Source organism: Rhodanobacter sp. A1T4 (genome assembly GCF_014207185.1).
GTDB lineage: Bacteria > Pseudomonadota > Gammaproteobacteria > Xanthomonadales > Rhodanobacteraceae > Rhodanobacter.
Genome location: NZ_JACHCP010000006.1, coordinates 407,211 through 422,082 on the forward strand (window position 1 = coordinate 407,211; position 14,872 = coordinate 422,082).

Annotated in this window: 14 protein-coding genes; 12 read left to right on the top strand and 2 right to left on the bottom strand. The window is 59.9% G+C overall.

Going from position 1 to position 14,872, the window contains the following annotated elements:
- The first annotated feature begins 33 nt into the window (after positions 1 to 33).
- From HDE80_RS14690 to HDE80_RS14745, 12 genes are all read left to right on the top strand, one after another.
- Positions 34 to 2,058: an oligopeptide transporter, OPT family gene (locus HDE80_RS14690; protein ID WP_184672087.1), complete on the top strand. Its 2,025-nt coding sequence runs from the start codon at positions 34 to 36 to the stop codon at positions 2,056 to 2,058.
- A 147-nt stretch (positions 2,059 to 2,205) separates the two neighbouring features.
- Entirely contained in the window at positions 2,206 to 4,860 is a 2,655-nt protein-coding gene (mprF, locus tag HDE80_RS14695) for a bifunctional lysylphosphatidylglycerol flippase/synthetase MprF (RefSeq protein ID WP_345776455.1), read from the top strand.
- A gap of 11 nt (positions 4,861 to 4,871) precedes the next feature.
- Complete coding sequence (locus tag HDE80_RS14700; RefSeq protein WP_184672089.1) at positions 4,872 to 5,678, top strand: AcvB/VirJ family lysyl-phosphatidylglycerol hydrolase; 807 nt, start codon at positions 4,872 to 4,874, stop codon at positions 5,676 to 5,678.
- A 255-nt stretch (positions 5,679 to 5,933) separates the two neighbouring features.
- Positions 5,934 to 7,142 carry a hypothetical protein gene (locus HDE80_RS14705; RefSeq protein WP_184672091.1) on the top strand — a complete coding sequence of 403 codons (1,209 nt, stop codon included), beginning with the start codon at positions 5,934 to 5,936 and terminating at the stop codon, positions 7,140 to 7,142.
- A gap of 666 nt (positions 7,143 to 7,808) precedes the next feature.
- Positions 7,809 to 8,417: a glutathione S-transferase family protein gene (locus tag HDE80_RS14710; RefSeq protein WP_184672093.1), complete on the top strand. Its 609-nt coding sequence runs from the start codon at positions 7,809 to 7,811 to the stop codon at positions 8,415 to 8,417.
- Positions 8,418 to 8,492: 75 nt separating this feature from the next.
- Positions 8,493 to 8,906, top strand: a complete 414-nt coding sequence (locus tag HDE80_RS14715; protein WP_184672095.1) for a VOC family protein — start codon at positions 8,493 to 8,495, stop codon at positions 8,904 to 8,906.
- Positions 8,907 to 8,930: 24 nt separating this feature from the next.
- Positions 8,931 to 9,614, top strand: coding sequence for a DUF899 domain-containing protein (locus tag HDE80_RS14720; protein ID WP_184672097.1), 684 nt, complete (start codon positions 8,931 to 8,933; stop codon positions 9,612 to 9,614).
- Between the two features lie 84 nt (positions 9,615 to 9,698).
- Complete coding sequence (locus HDE80_RS14725; RefSeq protein WP_184672099.1) at positions 9,699 to 10,112, top strand: YciI family protein; 414 nt, start codon at positions 9,699 to 9,701, stop codon at positions 10,110 to 10,112.
- 59 nt (positions 10,113 to 10,171) lie between these two features.
- Positions 10,172 to 11,428 carry an RNA polymerase sigma factor gene (locus HDE80_RS14730; RefSeq protein WP_184672101.1) on the top strand — a complete coding sequence of 419 codons (1,257 nt, stop codon included), beginning with the start codon at positions 10,172 to 10,174 and terminating at the stop codon, positions 11,426 to 11,428.
- Positions 11,429 to 11,521: 93 nt separating this feature from the next.
- A complete protein-coding gene (locus HDE80_RS14735; protein ID WP_184672103.1) occupies positions 11,522 to 11,878 on the top strand; it encodes a YciI family protein in 357 nt (118 codons plus the stop codon).
- Positions 11,879 to 11,991: 113 nt separating this feature from the next.
- Entirely contained in the window at positions 11,992 to 13,062 is a 1,071-nt protein-coding gene (locus HDE80_RS14740) for a class I SAM-dependent methyltransferase (RefSeq protein WP_184672105.1), read from the top strand.
- Positions 13,059 to 13,763 carry a 16S rRNA pseudouridine(516) synthase gene (locus tag HDE80_RS14745; protein WP_184672107.1) on the top strand — a complete coding sequence of 235 codons (705 nt, stop codon included), beginning with the start codon at positions 13,059 to 13,061 and terminating at the stop codon, positions 13,761 to 13,763. Before HDE80_RS14740 ends, HDE80_RS14745 begins: the two co-directional genes overlap by 4 nt.
- A gap of 43 nt (positions 13,764 to 13,806) precedes the next feature.
- On the opposite strand, the gene HDE80_RS14750 is transcribed toward HDE80_RS14745, so the two are convergent.
- Both HDE80_RS14750 and HDE80_RS14755 read right to left on the bottom strand, forming a co-directional pair.
- A complete protein-coding gene (locus HDE80_RS14750) occupies positions 13,807 to 14,139 on the bottom strand; it encodes a YkgJ family cysteine cluster protein (protein WP_184603467.1) in 333 nt (110 codons plus the stop codon).
- Between the two features lie 61 nt (positions 14,140 to 14,200).
- Positions 14,201 to 14,791: a DUF1415 domain-containing protein gene (locus tag HDE80_RS14755; protein WP_184672109.1), complete on the bottom strand. Its 591-nt coding sequence runs from the start codon at positions 14,789 to 14,791 to the stop codon at positions 14,201 to 14,203.
- Positions 14,792 to 14,872 lie beyond the last annotated feature (81 nt).

Consider the following 14,872-nt stretch of genomic DNA (forward strand, 5'->3'; position numbering starts at 1 on the left):
TTCCCGGCAGAATCCGTCCGGGGAGAATCATTCGTGAGTGCACAGTTACCGTCCAGCGCCGCGCCGCGCGCCGAGTTGACCCTACGTGGCGTGATCATCGGTATCGTGATCACCGTCGTGTTCACCGCGGCCAACGTGTTCTTCGGCCTCAAAGCCGGCCTGACGTTCGCCACGTCGATTCCGGCGGCGGTGATCTCGATGGCGGTGCTGCGCTACTTCAAGGGCGCCACGATGCAGGAGAACAACATCGTGCAGACTGTCGCGTCAGCAGCTGGAACGCTGTCTTCGATTATCTTCGTACTGCCTGGCTTGATTCTGATCGGCTGGTGGACCGGTTTCAATTACTGGACGTCGTTCGCGATCTGCGCTCTGGGCGGCATTCTCGGTGTGATGTACTCGATCCCGCTGCGTCGTGCGCTAGTGACCAATTCCGATTTGCCGTATCCCGAAGGCGTGGCCTGCGCCGAAGTGCTGAAGGTGGGTGCTGGTACCGGCGAAGGGATCAGCGCCGAGGCGGCGGCGGAATCCAATCGCGCTGGCCTGATGGCCGTCTTGTGGGGTTCGATCGTTTCGGCGGTTTTTGCTGTAGTGGTGGCAACGCGAGTGTTCGCAGGCGATGTGGTGCATTACTTTCGCGTCGGCGGCGACAAGGGCGGTGTGACCGGTTTTGATTTTTTCCTTTCGTTCGCCTTGTTCGGCATCGGCCACCTGGTGGGACTGTGGGTGGGCGTGGCCATGCTGGTGGGGGCGCTGATCGGCTGGGGCTGGGGGGTGCCGCATTTCTCCGCGCTGGCACCTTTGACCGGGTCGATTGCGGAACTGGCCGGCGCCACGTGGAGCCACAAGGTGCGCTTCGTCGGCGCGGGCACCATTGGCGTGGCTGCCGTCTGGACGCTTGCCAAACTGGTCAAGCCGGTGATCAGTGGGCTGACCTCGGCAATGGCCGCCTCGCGCGCGCGCGGCGCTGGCCATGCCGCCTCGTTGCCGCGGACCGAGCAGGACATTCCGATCGGACAAGTCGGTCTGATTTCGCTGGTCTGTCTACTGCCGATTGGCTGGTTGATTGCCAACTTTGCCGCAACGGCAGGGCACGGGTTGGGCGATCACATCACGGCACTCGTCGTCGGTGGACTGATCTTCGTGGTGTTGATGAGCTTCTTTGTATCGGCTGTGTGCGGCTATATGGCGGGTTTGATCGGCTCGTCGAACAGCCCGCTTTCAGGCATCGGCATCATCGTGGTAATCAGCGCTGCTCTACTACTTGTATTTGGTCTGCGTTCGATGCTGCCCGCCGATAGCGAAAAAGCCTTGGTGGCATTCGCGCTGTTCATTACCTCGATTGTGTTTGCCGCAGCGGCCATCGCCAACAACAACCTGCAGGATCTTAAGACCGGTCAGCTGGTGGACGCCACGCCATCGAAACAACAGTGGGCGTTGGTTATCGGCGTGATTGCCGGTGCGGCGATCATTCCGCCCATCCTCGACTTGCTCAACCATGCGTATGGATTCGTCGGCGCACCTGGACCGCAACGCGCCAATGCACTTGCCGCACCGCAGGCGGGGCTGATCTCGGCGCTGGCGCAGGGAGTGATCCAGAACAATATCGACTGGGGGCTGATCAAGATCGGTGGTGTAATCGGTGTGGTGATGATCGCCATTGACGAAACGCTGCGCCGCACGACCAAGTCCGCACACCTGTCGCCGCTCGCGGTGGGCCTTGGCATTTACCTGCCGACGCAGAGCACTTTGATGGTGGTAGTTGGGGCGGTGGCTGGCTGGTGGTTCGATCGCCGCGCGGACCACACTTCGAAAGATCCCGAGGCGACCAAGCAACTCGGCGTGCTTCTGGCTTCCGGCATGATCGTGGGCGAAGGCTTGCTCGGAGTCGTTATCGCCGCCTTTGTGGCAGTTTCCGGCAAGGACTATCCGCTCGCCTTGGTCAGCGATGCGTTCGCGAGCGGCCCGGCGTTGTGGATCGGTGGCGCGACATTCGCGGTCGTGATGATGCTGCTATACCGTTGGGTGGGGCGTCTGGGGCATGGCAACACGCCCCCTTGATACACTTTGCGTTCGCGCGGTGTCAGCGGCCGCTTCAGGCCACGGCTTATCGATAGCAACGAAGACGATCGCAGGCAACAGGTTATTTACGACCTGAAATAGGTGAGGCTTTACACTAGACCGCTATCAGAGGGAGTTCGTCGTCGCGTGAAGCCACAGGGCGCAGAGCCACAAGACGTGCAGCAGGAAAAGATTGAGCCGGCTTTGAGCGCCGAACAGGCCCTGGCACCGCCAAGCCAGCGCATGGTGATACTGCGTCGGCTGGCCGGGCCGCTGTTCTCGGTAGCCATGCTGTGCCTGGCGCTGTGGGCACTGCATTTGCTGGCCAAAGAGGTGGATTACCACCAGGTTCGCAAGTACGTGAACCGGCTGTCGCGTCCGCGGCTGCTGCTGGCTGCGCTGTTCACTGCACTGGGTTATGCGGTGATGACGTTGTACGACCGTTACGCGCTGATCTCGATCGGGCGAAAGCTGCCGTGGCGACGGGTCAGCTTGATCTCGTTTATCAGTTACGCCTTCAGCAACGCCGTGGGCATGTCGTTGCTGGTGTCGGGTTCGATCCGCTATCGCTTCTACATACAGAACGGCTTGACTACCGCGGAGGTGGCCAAGGTGGTGCTGTTCTGCACCACCAGCTTCTGGTTGGGCTTGCTGGCATTGACCGGCGTCACGTTGCTGTGCATACCGCTGCCGCTGGATTTCCCGATGGCGCCTTTACGCATGATGGCGGAACTGCGTATCCCGATTGCGATGGCGCTGACTTTGGTGCCGCTGCTGTGGCTTGCTGGCGGTTTGTTGCATCGGCCACTGCGTATTTTTCGCCTGCGCATCAACATGCCATCGGTATCGACCGGCTTTCGGCAGATCCTGATTGGTGCGTTTGACTGGGGTCTGGCGGCTGCGGTGCTGTACATACTGATGCCCGATCAGCTCAACAACGGTTTCGGGCATTTCCTGGCGATCTTCGTGATCGCGCAGATCGCCGGCTTGATCAGTCATGTGCCCGGCGGGCTGGGCGTATTCGAGGCGATCATGCTGGCCGGTTTTGGTGCCACCGGCAACGAGGCGTTGGCAGCGCCCATCCTCGGCGCGCTGGTGGTGTTCCGGGTGGTCTACTATCTGCTGCCGCTGTGCGGCGCCATCGTGATGGTGCTGCAGCGAGAGGCGCGCGGCATCCGTGAGAAGTCGCTGCTGTCGCCGTGGTTCACCGGCTTGTTGCCATCGTTTTTTGCCGGGTTGACCCTGGTTTCCGGCGCGGTACTGCTGTTCTCCGGTGCTACGCGTGCGCTGCCCAACCGCATGGAGATGCTGCGCGAGGTGCTCCCGCTGTCCGTGCTGGAGGTGTCGCATCTGCTGGCCAGCGTGATCGGCATGCTGCTGCTGATTCTCGCGCGTGGGCTGCAGCGTCGGCTCGATGCGGCGTATGTGCTCACGCTGATCCTGCTGGTGGCCGGTGCGATCTTTTCGCTGCTCAAGGGCATCGACTACGAAGAAGCAACCCTGCTCACCCTGCTGGCGATGGCGCTGGCGCCGGCGCATCGGTTGTTCTACCGACGCGCTTCGCTGTTCAGCACCACGTTTTCGTTGGGCTGGATTCTGGCGATTCTTGCGGTGCTGAGCTGCGCGGTGTGGCTGGTAACGTTCAGCTTCAAGCACGTCGACTACAGCAACAGCCTGTGGTGGGAATTCAGCTTCCATGAAGGTGGTGCACCGCGTGCGCTGCGAGCGCTGGTGGCGGCGGCGGCGGCGGGCATGCTGTTTGCGCTGGCCAGTTTGATCAAGCCAGTCAAGTTGCATCGCGAACCTCCCACGGAAACGGAGCTGGCACAGGCGCTGCCACTGATCAAACAGTTTCCATCGGCGCAGGCGCATCTGGCGCTGATGGGTGACAAGACCTTGCTGTTCGACGCCGAACACAGGGCGTTTGTGATGTACGACATTGAAGGCCGCAGCTGGGTCACGATGGGCGATCCGGTAGGCGCGAATGAGGATGTTCGCCGCGAGCTGGTATGGGCTTTTCTGGAACAGTGCGAACGCGCAGGTGGATGGCCGGTTTTTTATCAGGTCAGCCCGGCGGATCTCGACCTGTATCTCGAAGTGGGCATGAACCTGCTGAAGATCGGCGAAGAAGCACGCGTGCGTCTGGACGGTTTCAACCTCGACGGCAAATCGAAAAAGGTGCTGCGCAACACAGTCAACAAACTCGGTCGCGATGGCCTGCGGCTGGAGATCGTGCCGGCCGAAGCGGTGGCAGCGTTGATGCCGCAGATCAAGCAGATTTCCGATGCGTGGATGGGCGACAAGCGCGGGCGCGAAAAACGCTTTTCGCTAGGCGCGTTCGACCCACGTTACCTGGTGCGTACGCCGATGGCGCTGGTGTGGCAGAACGACAAGCTGGTGGCCTTTGCCAACCTGTTTCTGACGGAAACACGTGAGGAAGCCTCGGTCGATCTGATGCGCTTTTTGCCCGATGGCCCCACCGGCATCATGGATTATCTGTTCGTGGAGCTGATGCAGTGGGCCAAGAGTGAGGGCTATCGCTGGTTCAACCTCGGCATGGCACCGTTGGCCGGTCTGCAGAACCGACGGCAGGCACCGTTGTGGAATCGCTTCGGCGCGTTGGTATTCGGACGTGGCGAGCGTTTCTACAACTTCCGCGGGCTGCAGCGCTACAAGGACAAGTTCGATCCGGAATGGGAACCGCGTTACATGGCTGTGCCTGGTGGTATTGCCTTGCCAATGATTCTAACCAACGTTGCCAGCCTCATCGCTGGCGGCCTCACGGGTGTTGTACGTCGATGAAAAGCAGGCCGATGAAACGCAAGAAGCTGGTTGTGCTGGCCGTCGTGGTCGTCGTTGCTGTGGTGGTGTTGCTGATATGGCAGCCGTTCGCCCGCGTCAGTCTCGAAAGCGTTGCTGTGCCGATGCAGGTGAGCAGCTTCAGCTCGCCGCCACCGGCTGGCAAAAGCGACGTGATGGCAATCATCTATTCCGGCGACGGCGGCTGGGCCGATCTGGATCGACGCCTGGGCATCGCCTTCATCGATCGTGGTATTCCCGTGCTCGGGATCAACACCTTCAAGTACTACTGGCGCAACCGCACGGCTGACGAATCCGCTGCTGAACTCGATGCGCTGATGACCAAGTACACCGCGGCATGGAACAAGCCACGCATCTGGCTGATCGGCTATTCCTTCGGTGCCGATCTGCTGCCCACACTCGTCAACAAGCTCAGTCCCGCCAATCGTGCGCGTATCACCCAGATGGTGTTGCTGGCACCGAGCAAAGAGGTCAATTTCGAAATTGAGCTCCAGGGTTACATGATCAAGCAGGGCTGGTTTCAGGACCACTTCAAGTCGCTGATGGAAAGCATCAACCCGATCAAGGAATACGACGCCATGCCGCCGTTGCAGGCGCTCGACAACAAGCCACCAGTAGTCTGCTACTACGGCCTCGACGATGCGGATGACACCGTCTGCACCGAGCCGAACGTGCCCAAGTGGATCGTCATGCATCCGAAGAAGGGCGATCACCATTTCCAAGGTGGCTACCAGCCACTGGCCAAGCAGATGATGGATGAGTTGCCAGTGCAGGTATCCACAGTGGGCGCCACGCGCTGAATCAACTCAGGTGTACTGGCTGGCGCCGGTATCCGTCACCCTGCCTGATATGACAAAACGGTGTTGAGCCGGGAATTTCCGCCAGCTCGTATAGCGGCTGGGTTGAACAGGTTCTTCTTGCACTGCAATGAAGCAATGCGATGATTAAGCAGTCTAAGACTGTGGTTACCAGAGACGATGGTTCAAATACCGGCGAAGATGCGGCGTCCTCGTGTACCGCAAACAGCGAGCTTTGCCTTTTCTCGATACCTGTATATGGCAGGTTGCCTATTGCTTGCCTTGTTCTGGCTAGTGGTTGTGATCCGCGCACGCGCAACGAATACGCTGATCGTCGACGAATGGGCGCACACGGCGCAGATTTTCAGTTTCCTTCACGGTGACTTGCACGACGTCAATTCCAATCTGACCAATATCCCAGGCTACCATTTGCTATTGGCTGCCATCATGAAACTGTTCGGTAGCCAGTCGCTGGCTGGTGCGCGAACGGTCAACATGTGCTTTGGCCTGCTCGGCGGCGTGTTCTTTTATCTGGTGCGACGAGAGTTGGCGCAGGAGCACTTGTCGCGCACAGTTGCGCAGTTCCTGTTCTTTCCATTGCTGTATCCGTACTGCTTCCTGGCCTATACGGATGTCTTATCGGTAGCGCTGGTGCTCGCCGCATTCTGGGCTACATTGCGTGATCGTCATCTGTGGGCTGCCCTGGTCTTGATTGCAGCAATCGCAGTGCGGCAGAACGATGTCGTATGGGCAGGCTTCCTGGCCATGTATGCACTCTGGCCTATCTTGCGGGAGACGGGCTGGCGCCCTTGGCTTGCGACATCCGAGGTATTCCGCATTGTGTGGCCATATTGCGTTGCAACGCTTTTGTTTCTGGCGTACTGGGCATGGAACGGCAGCATCGTTTTCGCAAATGCCTTGGCCAATATCCATCCGGACGCCAGCCTCCATTGGGGTAATCCGTTTTTCTTCCTTTTCGTTGCGGGCATCTTCCTCCCACTGCAGTTATGGGGTGGTTTGCGGCGATTCGCGCTGACCGCGTATGCGAACTCTTGGTGGTTACTATTCCCACTGGGGATTTTTGCGATCTATGCCGCGGGTTTCGCGGTTACCTGCTTTGGCAACCTGATTGCGGCGGATCATTTTCTGCACAACGCCGTGCTTGTTGCAGTTACCCGAAATCACTGGGCTTGGTGGGGATTCGGCCTAGTCGCAACTATTGCAGCTTGCGGGCTGGCCCATACGCAGTTCAGCGCTCCACAGGGTTGGCTGCTTTTTCCGTTTGCCACTTTCTATCTGGCGGCATCCTGGTTGATTGAAGGACGCTACACATTAATCCCCTTCGCATTGTGGTTTGCATTGAGGCGACAGGAGAACGACACGGCTGAACGTATCACGCTTGGTGTCTGGGTAGTGCTGGCGCAGTTCTTCGCGCTAAGCATCCTGGCGTCGCGCTTCATGCTTTGACCGCTGATGCCAGCAGGAGCCATGGCAGCCCCTGCGACAGACAGCATGCGTGACAGAGTGACTTTTTGCTTGGCGTTGGCGTGCCGTGGATCACTGGCGACATGCCCGGCTCGCTCAATTGTGGGTGATCACCTGCTACCGGCTGCGCAGGTGCCGGGGACTGCCGACGCAGATGCGCAAGATTGACTACGCACCCTAGCAGGCCGTTGAAAAACGCACTGACCGCGCACTCACATCACGCGGTCCACTTTATTTTCTCATCGTCGAAGAGCGTCTCGATCCATTTTCGTATGCAAGACCGGTGCCTTACGGCGGAGGTCGAGGCAACTCGGCCTCATCTTGCGCTCCCTGCCAGAATGTTGCGCATTCGCACCAGGTTCCAGCCCATCATGGTGGTCTGCAAGAACGCATTCATCCGTCCGGACAAGATTCGTCCGGCTGCAACCCACACCCATACGTGCTGAAGTCAAGGAAGAATCAGGGGCTTTCAGTGCTTGCCAGGGCCGGTTCCGTCTCCTGGGCTCAATGGAATCCATGACGATGTCGATTCGGGTCGATCCCGTTCGTCATGGAGGCATAGAGTCGATTTTTGGCTCTTTACTGAGAAGGCCTGCTGCTTCCCCCGAAGAGCCGTCCTGAACTCGATGAGCCAAAGGATCGCCGATCATGAAACTCTATTACTCAGACGTGCTGTCCCCGCGCAAAGCCTGCGCCGTGGCGAAGTATCTGCAGATACCCGTCGAGTACATTTTTCTCGATCTCAGTCGTGGCCAGCAGAAGACATCACATTATCTGGCGATCAATCCGAACGGCCATGTGCCAACACTGGTCGATGACGATCGGGTCTTTTGGGAGGCCGATGCCATCACCTGCCATCTGGCCACGCGCGCCGGTTCGGACCTCTGGCCACAAGACGAGCGGCAGATCGAGATCATCCGCTGGTTGAGTTGGGCAGCTCAGCATTTCAACCGCTATGCCGGTGAGCTGTATTTCGAATACATCATCAAGGCGCGCTTCGGTCTCGGTGATCCCGATCCTGGTGTTGTCACAGATGCACAGCAGCAGTTCCGCCGTTATGCCGCCGTTCTTGATGCGCATTTGGAGGGCCGTCGCTGGCTGGTCGGCAATCAACTCAGCGTGGCGGATTTCACGGTGGCAATCACGTTGCCCTATGCAGAACACGCGCACATCCCGCTGGATGATTTTCGCCATGTGCGCGATTGGCACAACCGCCTGAATGAACTGGAGGCCTGGCGTGAGCCTTTCCCGACTTGAATCCACTGTGGTGATGCATGTCTGTTGAGGCTAATGCTTGCCATACACCACACAGGTTTTATCGAGGAGAACACCATGAAATTGATTACCTACCTGTTTTTCGATGGCCAATGCGAGGCGGCGTTCAAGTTCTACGAGCAGTGTCTGGGAGGCACGATGGACAGGATCGTGCGGGCGAGCGAGGCACCCGGCTGCGACGCGATGCCGGCCGAATGGCGCGACAGAATCATGCATGCCCATCTGATCTTCGGTGATCAACAGCTGATGGGCAGTGACTGGATAGCTGATCAGCCGTTCGGACAAGCCAAGGGTTTCTCCGTATCGCTCAATGTCGATACCGTCGCCGAGGCCGAGCGCGTGTTCGCAGCGCTGACGGAAGGTGGCGAGATACGGATGCCAATGGAAAAGACCTTTTTTGCCGTCCGGTTCGGCATGCTGGTCGACCGCTTCGGTACGCCCTGGATGGTCAACTGCGAAAAGGACGGCTGAGCCGTTGCAAACCGGAGTACACGCATGAATCTTCCTCCCATCGTGTCGAAAGACGAATGGCTGATCGCACACGCGCGGCTATTGACGAAAGAGAAGCAAGCGACCCGCGCACGGGATGCATTGGCTGCGGAGCGGCGTCGTCAGCCGATGGTTCGTATCGACAAGGACTATCGGTTCCACACGCCCGAAGGCGAAGCTTCTCTATTGGGCCTGTTCGAGGGCCGCCGCCAATTGATCCTCTATCACTTCATGTTTGCGCCGGGCGTGCACGGCTGGCCGAACGCCGGTTGCCCGGGTTGTTCGATGTTCGTCGATAACCTGGGGCAATCCGCGCACCTGCATGCCCGCGAGACTTCAATGGTGTTGGTGTCACGCGCACCGCTGGCAAATCTGCAGGCTTACCGTCAACGCATGGGCTGGACGGTGCCCTGGTATTCGTCGATCGACAGCGATTTCAACACCGACTTCGGGGTCACTTCCGATCAAGGCGAAGCATTCGGCCTTAGCGTGTTTCTGCGAGATGGCACGGATGTCTTTCGCACCTATTTCACTACCGGGCGCGGCGTTGAAGCGCTCGGCAGCCACTGGACGCTGCTCGATCTGACTCCGCTGGGCCGCCAGGAGGATTGGGAAAATTCACCCAGCGGCCATCCGCAAACCGCGCCCTACCTATGGTGGCGCCGACATGACGAGTACGACGACGTATAGACGACTTCACAGCAAGGAAGGCTGCAAGTCACAGTTGGTTCGAGAGCAGGATTCGAGGCACGGTCCAACACGGGAGGCACGACGATGCGATTCATGGTGATGGTGAGGGCTACGGCGGACTCAGAAGCAGGCACGATGCCCAGTGAGCAGCGGCTGGCCGAAATGGGCCGTTTCAACGAGGAGCTGGTCAAGGCCGGTGTGATGCTGGCCGCCGAGGGACTGCAGTCCAGCTCTAAGGGTGTACGGGTCGTTTTTTCCGGTGCCAGACGCACCGTGGTCGATGGTCCGTTTGCCGAAACCAAGGAGCTGATCGCCGGCTTCTGGTTGTGGCAGGTGCGCTCGCGGGAAGAGGCGATCGAATGGGTCAAGCGCTGCCCCAATCCGTTCGACGGGGAATCCGAAATCGAGATTCGTCAGGTGTTCGAGGCGGAGGATTTCGGTGAGGCATTGACGCCAGAACTACGCGAGCAGGAGCGGCGGCTGCGTTCGAGATCGTGAGTCCGTGTCGCATTTCCGACACTTGCATCGGTCAGTCGGCAATGGTTTGATCGGCGGCTATGACGTCGACCGATCTTCAGCGCCGCATCGAGGCGCTCTGGCGCATCGAATCACCGCGATTGATCGCGGTGCTGGCACGGATGCTGCGCGATGTCGGCGTGGCCGAGGAACTGGCGCAGGATGCTCTGGTGGCTGCGATGGAATCCTGGCGGCAAACCGGTGTTCCGGACAACCCGGCGGCGTGGCTGACAACCACCGCCAAACGCCGTGCCATCGATCATCTGCGCCGCCAGAAGCTGCTGGAACGCAAGCATGTGCAGCTCGGCTACGAACTGGAGTCCGAACAGGAGCAGCGCACGGCCGACATCGAGGATGCCATGGATGACGAGATCGGCGACGACCTGCTGCGCCTGATGTTCGTGGCCTGCCATCCGGTGCTCTCCACCGATGCGCGCGTGGCATTGACCCTGCGCCTGCTCGGCGGACTCACGACCAGCGAGATCGCCCGCGCATTCCTGCAGCCGGAGCCGACCATCGCCCAGCGTATCGTGCGCGCCAAACGTCAGCTGGCTGAAAAGAAGGTGGCGTTCGAGGTGCCAAGAGCCGCCGAATTGGGCGAACGCCTGGCATCGGTGCTGGAAGTCATCTATCTGATTTTCAATGAGGGTTACACAGCGACTGCCGGTGACGACTGGATGCGTCCTGGCCTGTGCGAGGACGCCTTGCGCCTGGGCCGTGTGCTGGCCGCACTGATGCCGGCTGAGGCTGAAGTCCATGGGTTGGTGGCATTGATGGAAATCCAGGCATCGCGTGCACGAGCCCGCATCGACGCTGGAGGGAATCCGGTGCTGCTGCTGGAGCAGAACCGTTCGCTTTGGGATCGCCTACTGATCCAGCGCGGTTTCGATGCGTTGGGTCGCGCGATAAAAGTCGGTCCCGTCGGTCCATATACCCTGCAGGCAATGATCGCTGCCTGCCATGCACGTGCCCTGGCCGCCGAGCTAACCGACTGGCCGCGCATCGCCCAGCTATATGCGACGCTGTCGCAGCTGACGCCGTCACCGGTCATCGAATTGAACCGTGCCGTAGCGGTATCGATGGCGTTCGGCGCCCAGGCGGGGCTGGACTTGGTCGATGCGCTGGTCAAGGCGTCTGCGCTGGATAACTACCATCTGTTGCCCAGCGTACGTGGTGACCTGCTGAGCCGACTGGGGCGCGTGGACGAGGCTCGTGATGAATTCCTGCGGGCTGCCGCGCTCGCCAGCAATGCCTGCGAGCACGGACTGCTGCTGAAGCGCGCCGCCGCCTGTGGTTGATCGGTGGGGCTATCGCGAATGGATCTATGCTGTCGACGACTTTGCCATTACCGTCATCGACCCGATCCGACCAAATTATCGAAGGAGCATTTCATGGCTTACTTGTTGCTGATCGTCGAACCCCGCGGCCAGCGTGAAGCTCGTACGCCCGATGAGGGTCGCCAGGCTTACGCGCAAATGGTGGCGTTCGGTGAGAGCTTGAAGGAGCGTGGCCTGCTGACGGCGAGCCATTCGCTGCTCCCCGATGTTCACGGCGTGCGCGTACAGCAACGCGAAGGCAAAAGCGTGCTGAAGGACGGCCCGTTTGCAGAGGCCAAGGAAATGGTCGGCGGTTTCTTTCTGCTGGATTGCACAAGCAGGGACGAAGCGATAGCTGCTGCTGCCGAGTGCCCGGCGGCGGCGTGGGCCACCGTCGAAGTGCGCGAGACGGGCCCTTGTTTCGTGAGTTGACGCCGAACGCCCCATGGCTTGGAAGTGCTGCATGAGGCAACCCTAGGCGATATTCGATGTCCGAACTTGCCACGACGTACAATGTCACGCCTATTCAGCGTTGAAGCCTTTACGTGACAGCTATCGGTGTTTTCGCAGCGCCGCCCGATGCGGCGCTGGATGCCTTGTTCGTACCACTTGATACGGGAGAATTGCGCCTGCCGGCGGACGGTCGCGTGCTTTTTCTGCGCGCGCGTGCGGGCCTGCGTTTGCGCGAAAAGGCATCGAAAAGCTGGCTATGCGAGCAGAGCTTCATGCCGTTCGCGGATGAGCTCGGTCGAAATGGCTTTAGCGTAGGTGAGCCGGGTGAGAGCGAAACGTTTTCGCTGATCGTGCTATTGCCGCCGCGTCAGCGCGAGGAGGCGCGAGCCTTGTTTGCGCGCGCGTTGCGGCATCTGGCGCCGGGTGGGACAGTGCTTGCCAGCATGCCGAATACGGAAGGGGCGAAGTCGGGTGAGGCGGATCTGGCGAAACTGGCCGGTGCTGTGCAGCATCTGTCGAAGCATAAATGTCGCGTGTTCTGGAGCACGCCAAGCGTGACGGACATCGATCAGTTATTGCTGGGCGAGTGGCTGTTGCTGGACGCGCCGCGAGAAATCATGGATGGCTATATCAGCAGGCCTGGTCTGTTTGCGTGGAATCGCATCGACCGCGCGTCAGCGCTGCTGGCGGCGCATTTGCCGGCGGATCTACATGGTCGTGTAGCCGATCTCGGCGCCGGTTATGGTTACCTCGCCACGCAGGTAATCGCGCGCTGTCCCAAAGTATCCGCGATTGATCTCTACGAAGCCGAGGCGCGTGCATTGGAATCGGCGCAGATCAATCTGGACAATGCGCGTAACAGCAGCGGTCGAGCCGTGGAGGCTTCGGTGCACTGGCATGATGTGACACGCGGGCTGCCGCAAAAATATGATGCCATCGTCAGCAATCCGCCATTCCATCAGGGGCGTGCGGATTTGCCCGCGTTGGGTCAGGCATTCATCGTCAGCGCGGCCGATGCGCTGCTACCGGACGGTTGCCTGTGGCTGGTGGCGAATCGGCATCTGCCTTACGAGGCGTTGCTGATGAAGCGTTTCCGCGAGGTGCATGCGGTGACGATGCAGGATGGTTTCAAAGTGATCGAAGCTCGCGGAGTGCGTGGATGAAACTGGTCAAACTGATTGCAAACCTGGGCTACGGCAGCCGCAAGGATGTCTCGCAGATGTTCCGCGCCGGGCGCATTACCGATCTCGAAGGTGAAGTGCTGTATGCCGATGACGTGGTCGCGCACGAAACCATTCGCATTGACGACGAGCCGATCGATCCGCCGGTTGGCCTGGTGCTGATGATGAACAAGCCGTTGGGCGTGACTTGCTCGCGCAAAGACCCGGGCCGCGTGGTCTACGACTTGCTACCGCCGCGCTACAGCGTGCGTACGCCGGCGTTATCCAGCGTGGGACGGCTCGATCGCGATACCAGTGGCTTGCTGTTGTTTACCGACGATGGTGCGTTGCTGCACCGGATCATCTCCCCCAAAGCACAAGTAGCCAAGGTCTACGAGGCCACGCTGGCGCAGGATCTGCGCGGCGATGAGGGCGAATTGTTCGCCAGCGGTACGCTGATGCTGGAGTCGGAAAAGGAGCCGCTGGCGCCAGCCGTGCTCGAAGTGCTTGCGCCGCGCCATGCGCGACTGACCGTTACCGAGGGGCGCTATCACCAGGCACGACGAATGTTTGCCGCGGCAGGCAACCATGTGGAAACATTGCGGCGTGTTTCGGTGGGTGGACTCACCCTGGGTGAGTTGCCGCTCGGCGAATGGCGAGCAATGGACGCTGGCGAAGTCGCGCGGATTTTCGATACCGATTGATTCGTTGGTAATAACGAACGAGGAATCTTCATCAGATCAGTCGTCAGATCAGATTGACCTGCGTCGGAATCGACTCGCCATACCACTTTTGCCGCTCGTCCTGGCAGCTCGGGCTGCCCATCGCGTACTTGCGACAGATGGAGGGTCGCTCGTCGTAGATGGTGCAACGGGAGGTGTTGGGATCAACCGCCGCGCACCAACCATCCTCACCCTTGGCCAACGTTTCCATGCCGCGCAGATCGCGGTGGATCAACCATTCGGGCACGTGATCGTCGGGCATCAGTACGACCGTCAGGCGACAGCAGATGGCTTCACATGACGTGCAGCGAATGCTGGGGTCGATGCTTTCCGCGTAGGGATTGGGGAGATTTTTCACTCGTCAGCATGACAGCATCGATGGCGATGCACCTGAACCGGGAGAATTCAGTCGCGCGCCGTCACCCGGCGTTATCGCGCCACAGCGCCTGCCAGCCATCGGTGCCCAGGCGCTGCAGTGTGTCCATGTTGCGGCGATAAATGGCATCGGTATCGGTCATTGCTTTCATCGCACGCTCCACGCTGGCTTCGCGCAGCAGGTGCAGGGTGGGGTAGGGCGAGCGGTTGCTGAAATTCTCGATATCGTCAGGTGCACTCTCGGCAAACTGGTAATGCGGATGAAAACTGGCGACCTGCAGCGCGCCTTCCAGACCCAGCGTTTCCACCGCTGCGTCGGCACTGTCGAGGAAATCGTTGTAGTCGAGAAAATCGCCCAGCACATAGGGGTGAATTAGCAAGGTAGTTTCGCATTCGCTGGCGTCGATGGCGTTCAGGCTTTGCAGTTCTCCCAGCAGATCGTCCAGCAAGGTGTCGGTATCGCGCGCATGGCTCACGGCGTAGCGAATCTTCTGTTGCACCATTGGCGCCCGTGCGAACGGGCACAGGTTGAGGCCGACCACCGCACGTTCCACCCAGCGACGCGTGGCATCGATATAGGGTGCATCTTCAGGCTGCAAATCGGCGGTGATGAAAGGGCTGACGGTGTCGTTCATGTCGTACGGTAGCAACGGAGAAAGTGCGACTATAGCGGTTGCGCCAGCCAGCATCGTTGGCGAGGGCCAACTGCACCCCCA

Bases quoted from the DNA above. Each gene is read 5' to 3' on its own strand.
- HDE80_RS14700 (WP_184672089.1), top strand. From the start codon at position 4,872: ATGAAACGCAAGAAGCTGGTTGTGCTGGCCGTCGTGGTCGTCGTTGCT.
- HDE80_RS14755 (WP_184672109.1), bottom strand. From the start codon at position 14,791: ATGAACGACACCGTCAGCCCTTTCATCACCGCCGATTTGCAGCCTGAA.
- HDE80_RS14725 (WP_184672099.1), top strand. From the start codon at position 9,699: ATGCGATTCATGGTGATGGTGAGGGCTACGGCGGACTCAGAAGCAGGC.
- HDE80_RS14730 (WP_184672101.1), top strand. From the start codon at position 10,172: ATGACGTCGACCGATCTTCAGCGCCGCATCGAGGCGCTCTGGCGCATC.
- HDE80_RS14735 (WP_184672103.1), top strand. From the start codon at position 11,522: ATGGCTTACTTGTTGCTGATCGTCGAACCCCGCGGCCAGCGTGAAGCT.
- HDE80_RS14745 (WP_184672107.1), top strand. From the start codon at position 13,059: ATGAAACTGGTCAAACTGATTGCAAACCTGGGCTACGGCAGCCGCAAG.
- HDE80_RS14705 (WP_184672091.1), top strand. From the start codon at position 5,934: ATGGCAGGTTGCCTATTGCTTGCCTTGTTCTGGCTAGTGGTTGTGATC.
- HDE80_RS14715 (WP_184672095.1), top strand. From the start codon at position 8,493: ATGAAATTGATTACCTACCTGTTTTTCGATGGCCAATGCGAGGCGGCG.
- HDE80_RS14710 (WP_184672093.1), top strand. From the start codon at position 7,809: ATGAAACTCTATTACTCAGACGTGCTGTCCCCGCGCAAAGCCTGCGCC.
- HDE80_RS14720 (WP_184672097.1), top strand. From the start codon at position 8,931: ATGAATCTTCCTCCCATCGTGTCGAAAGACGAATGGCTGATCGCACAC.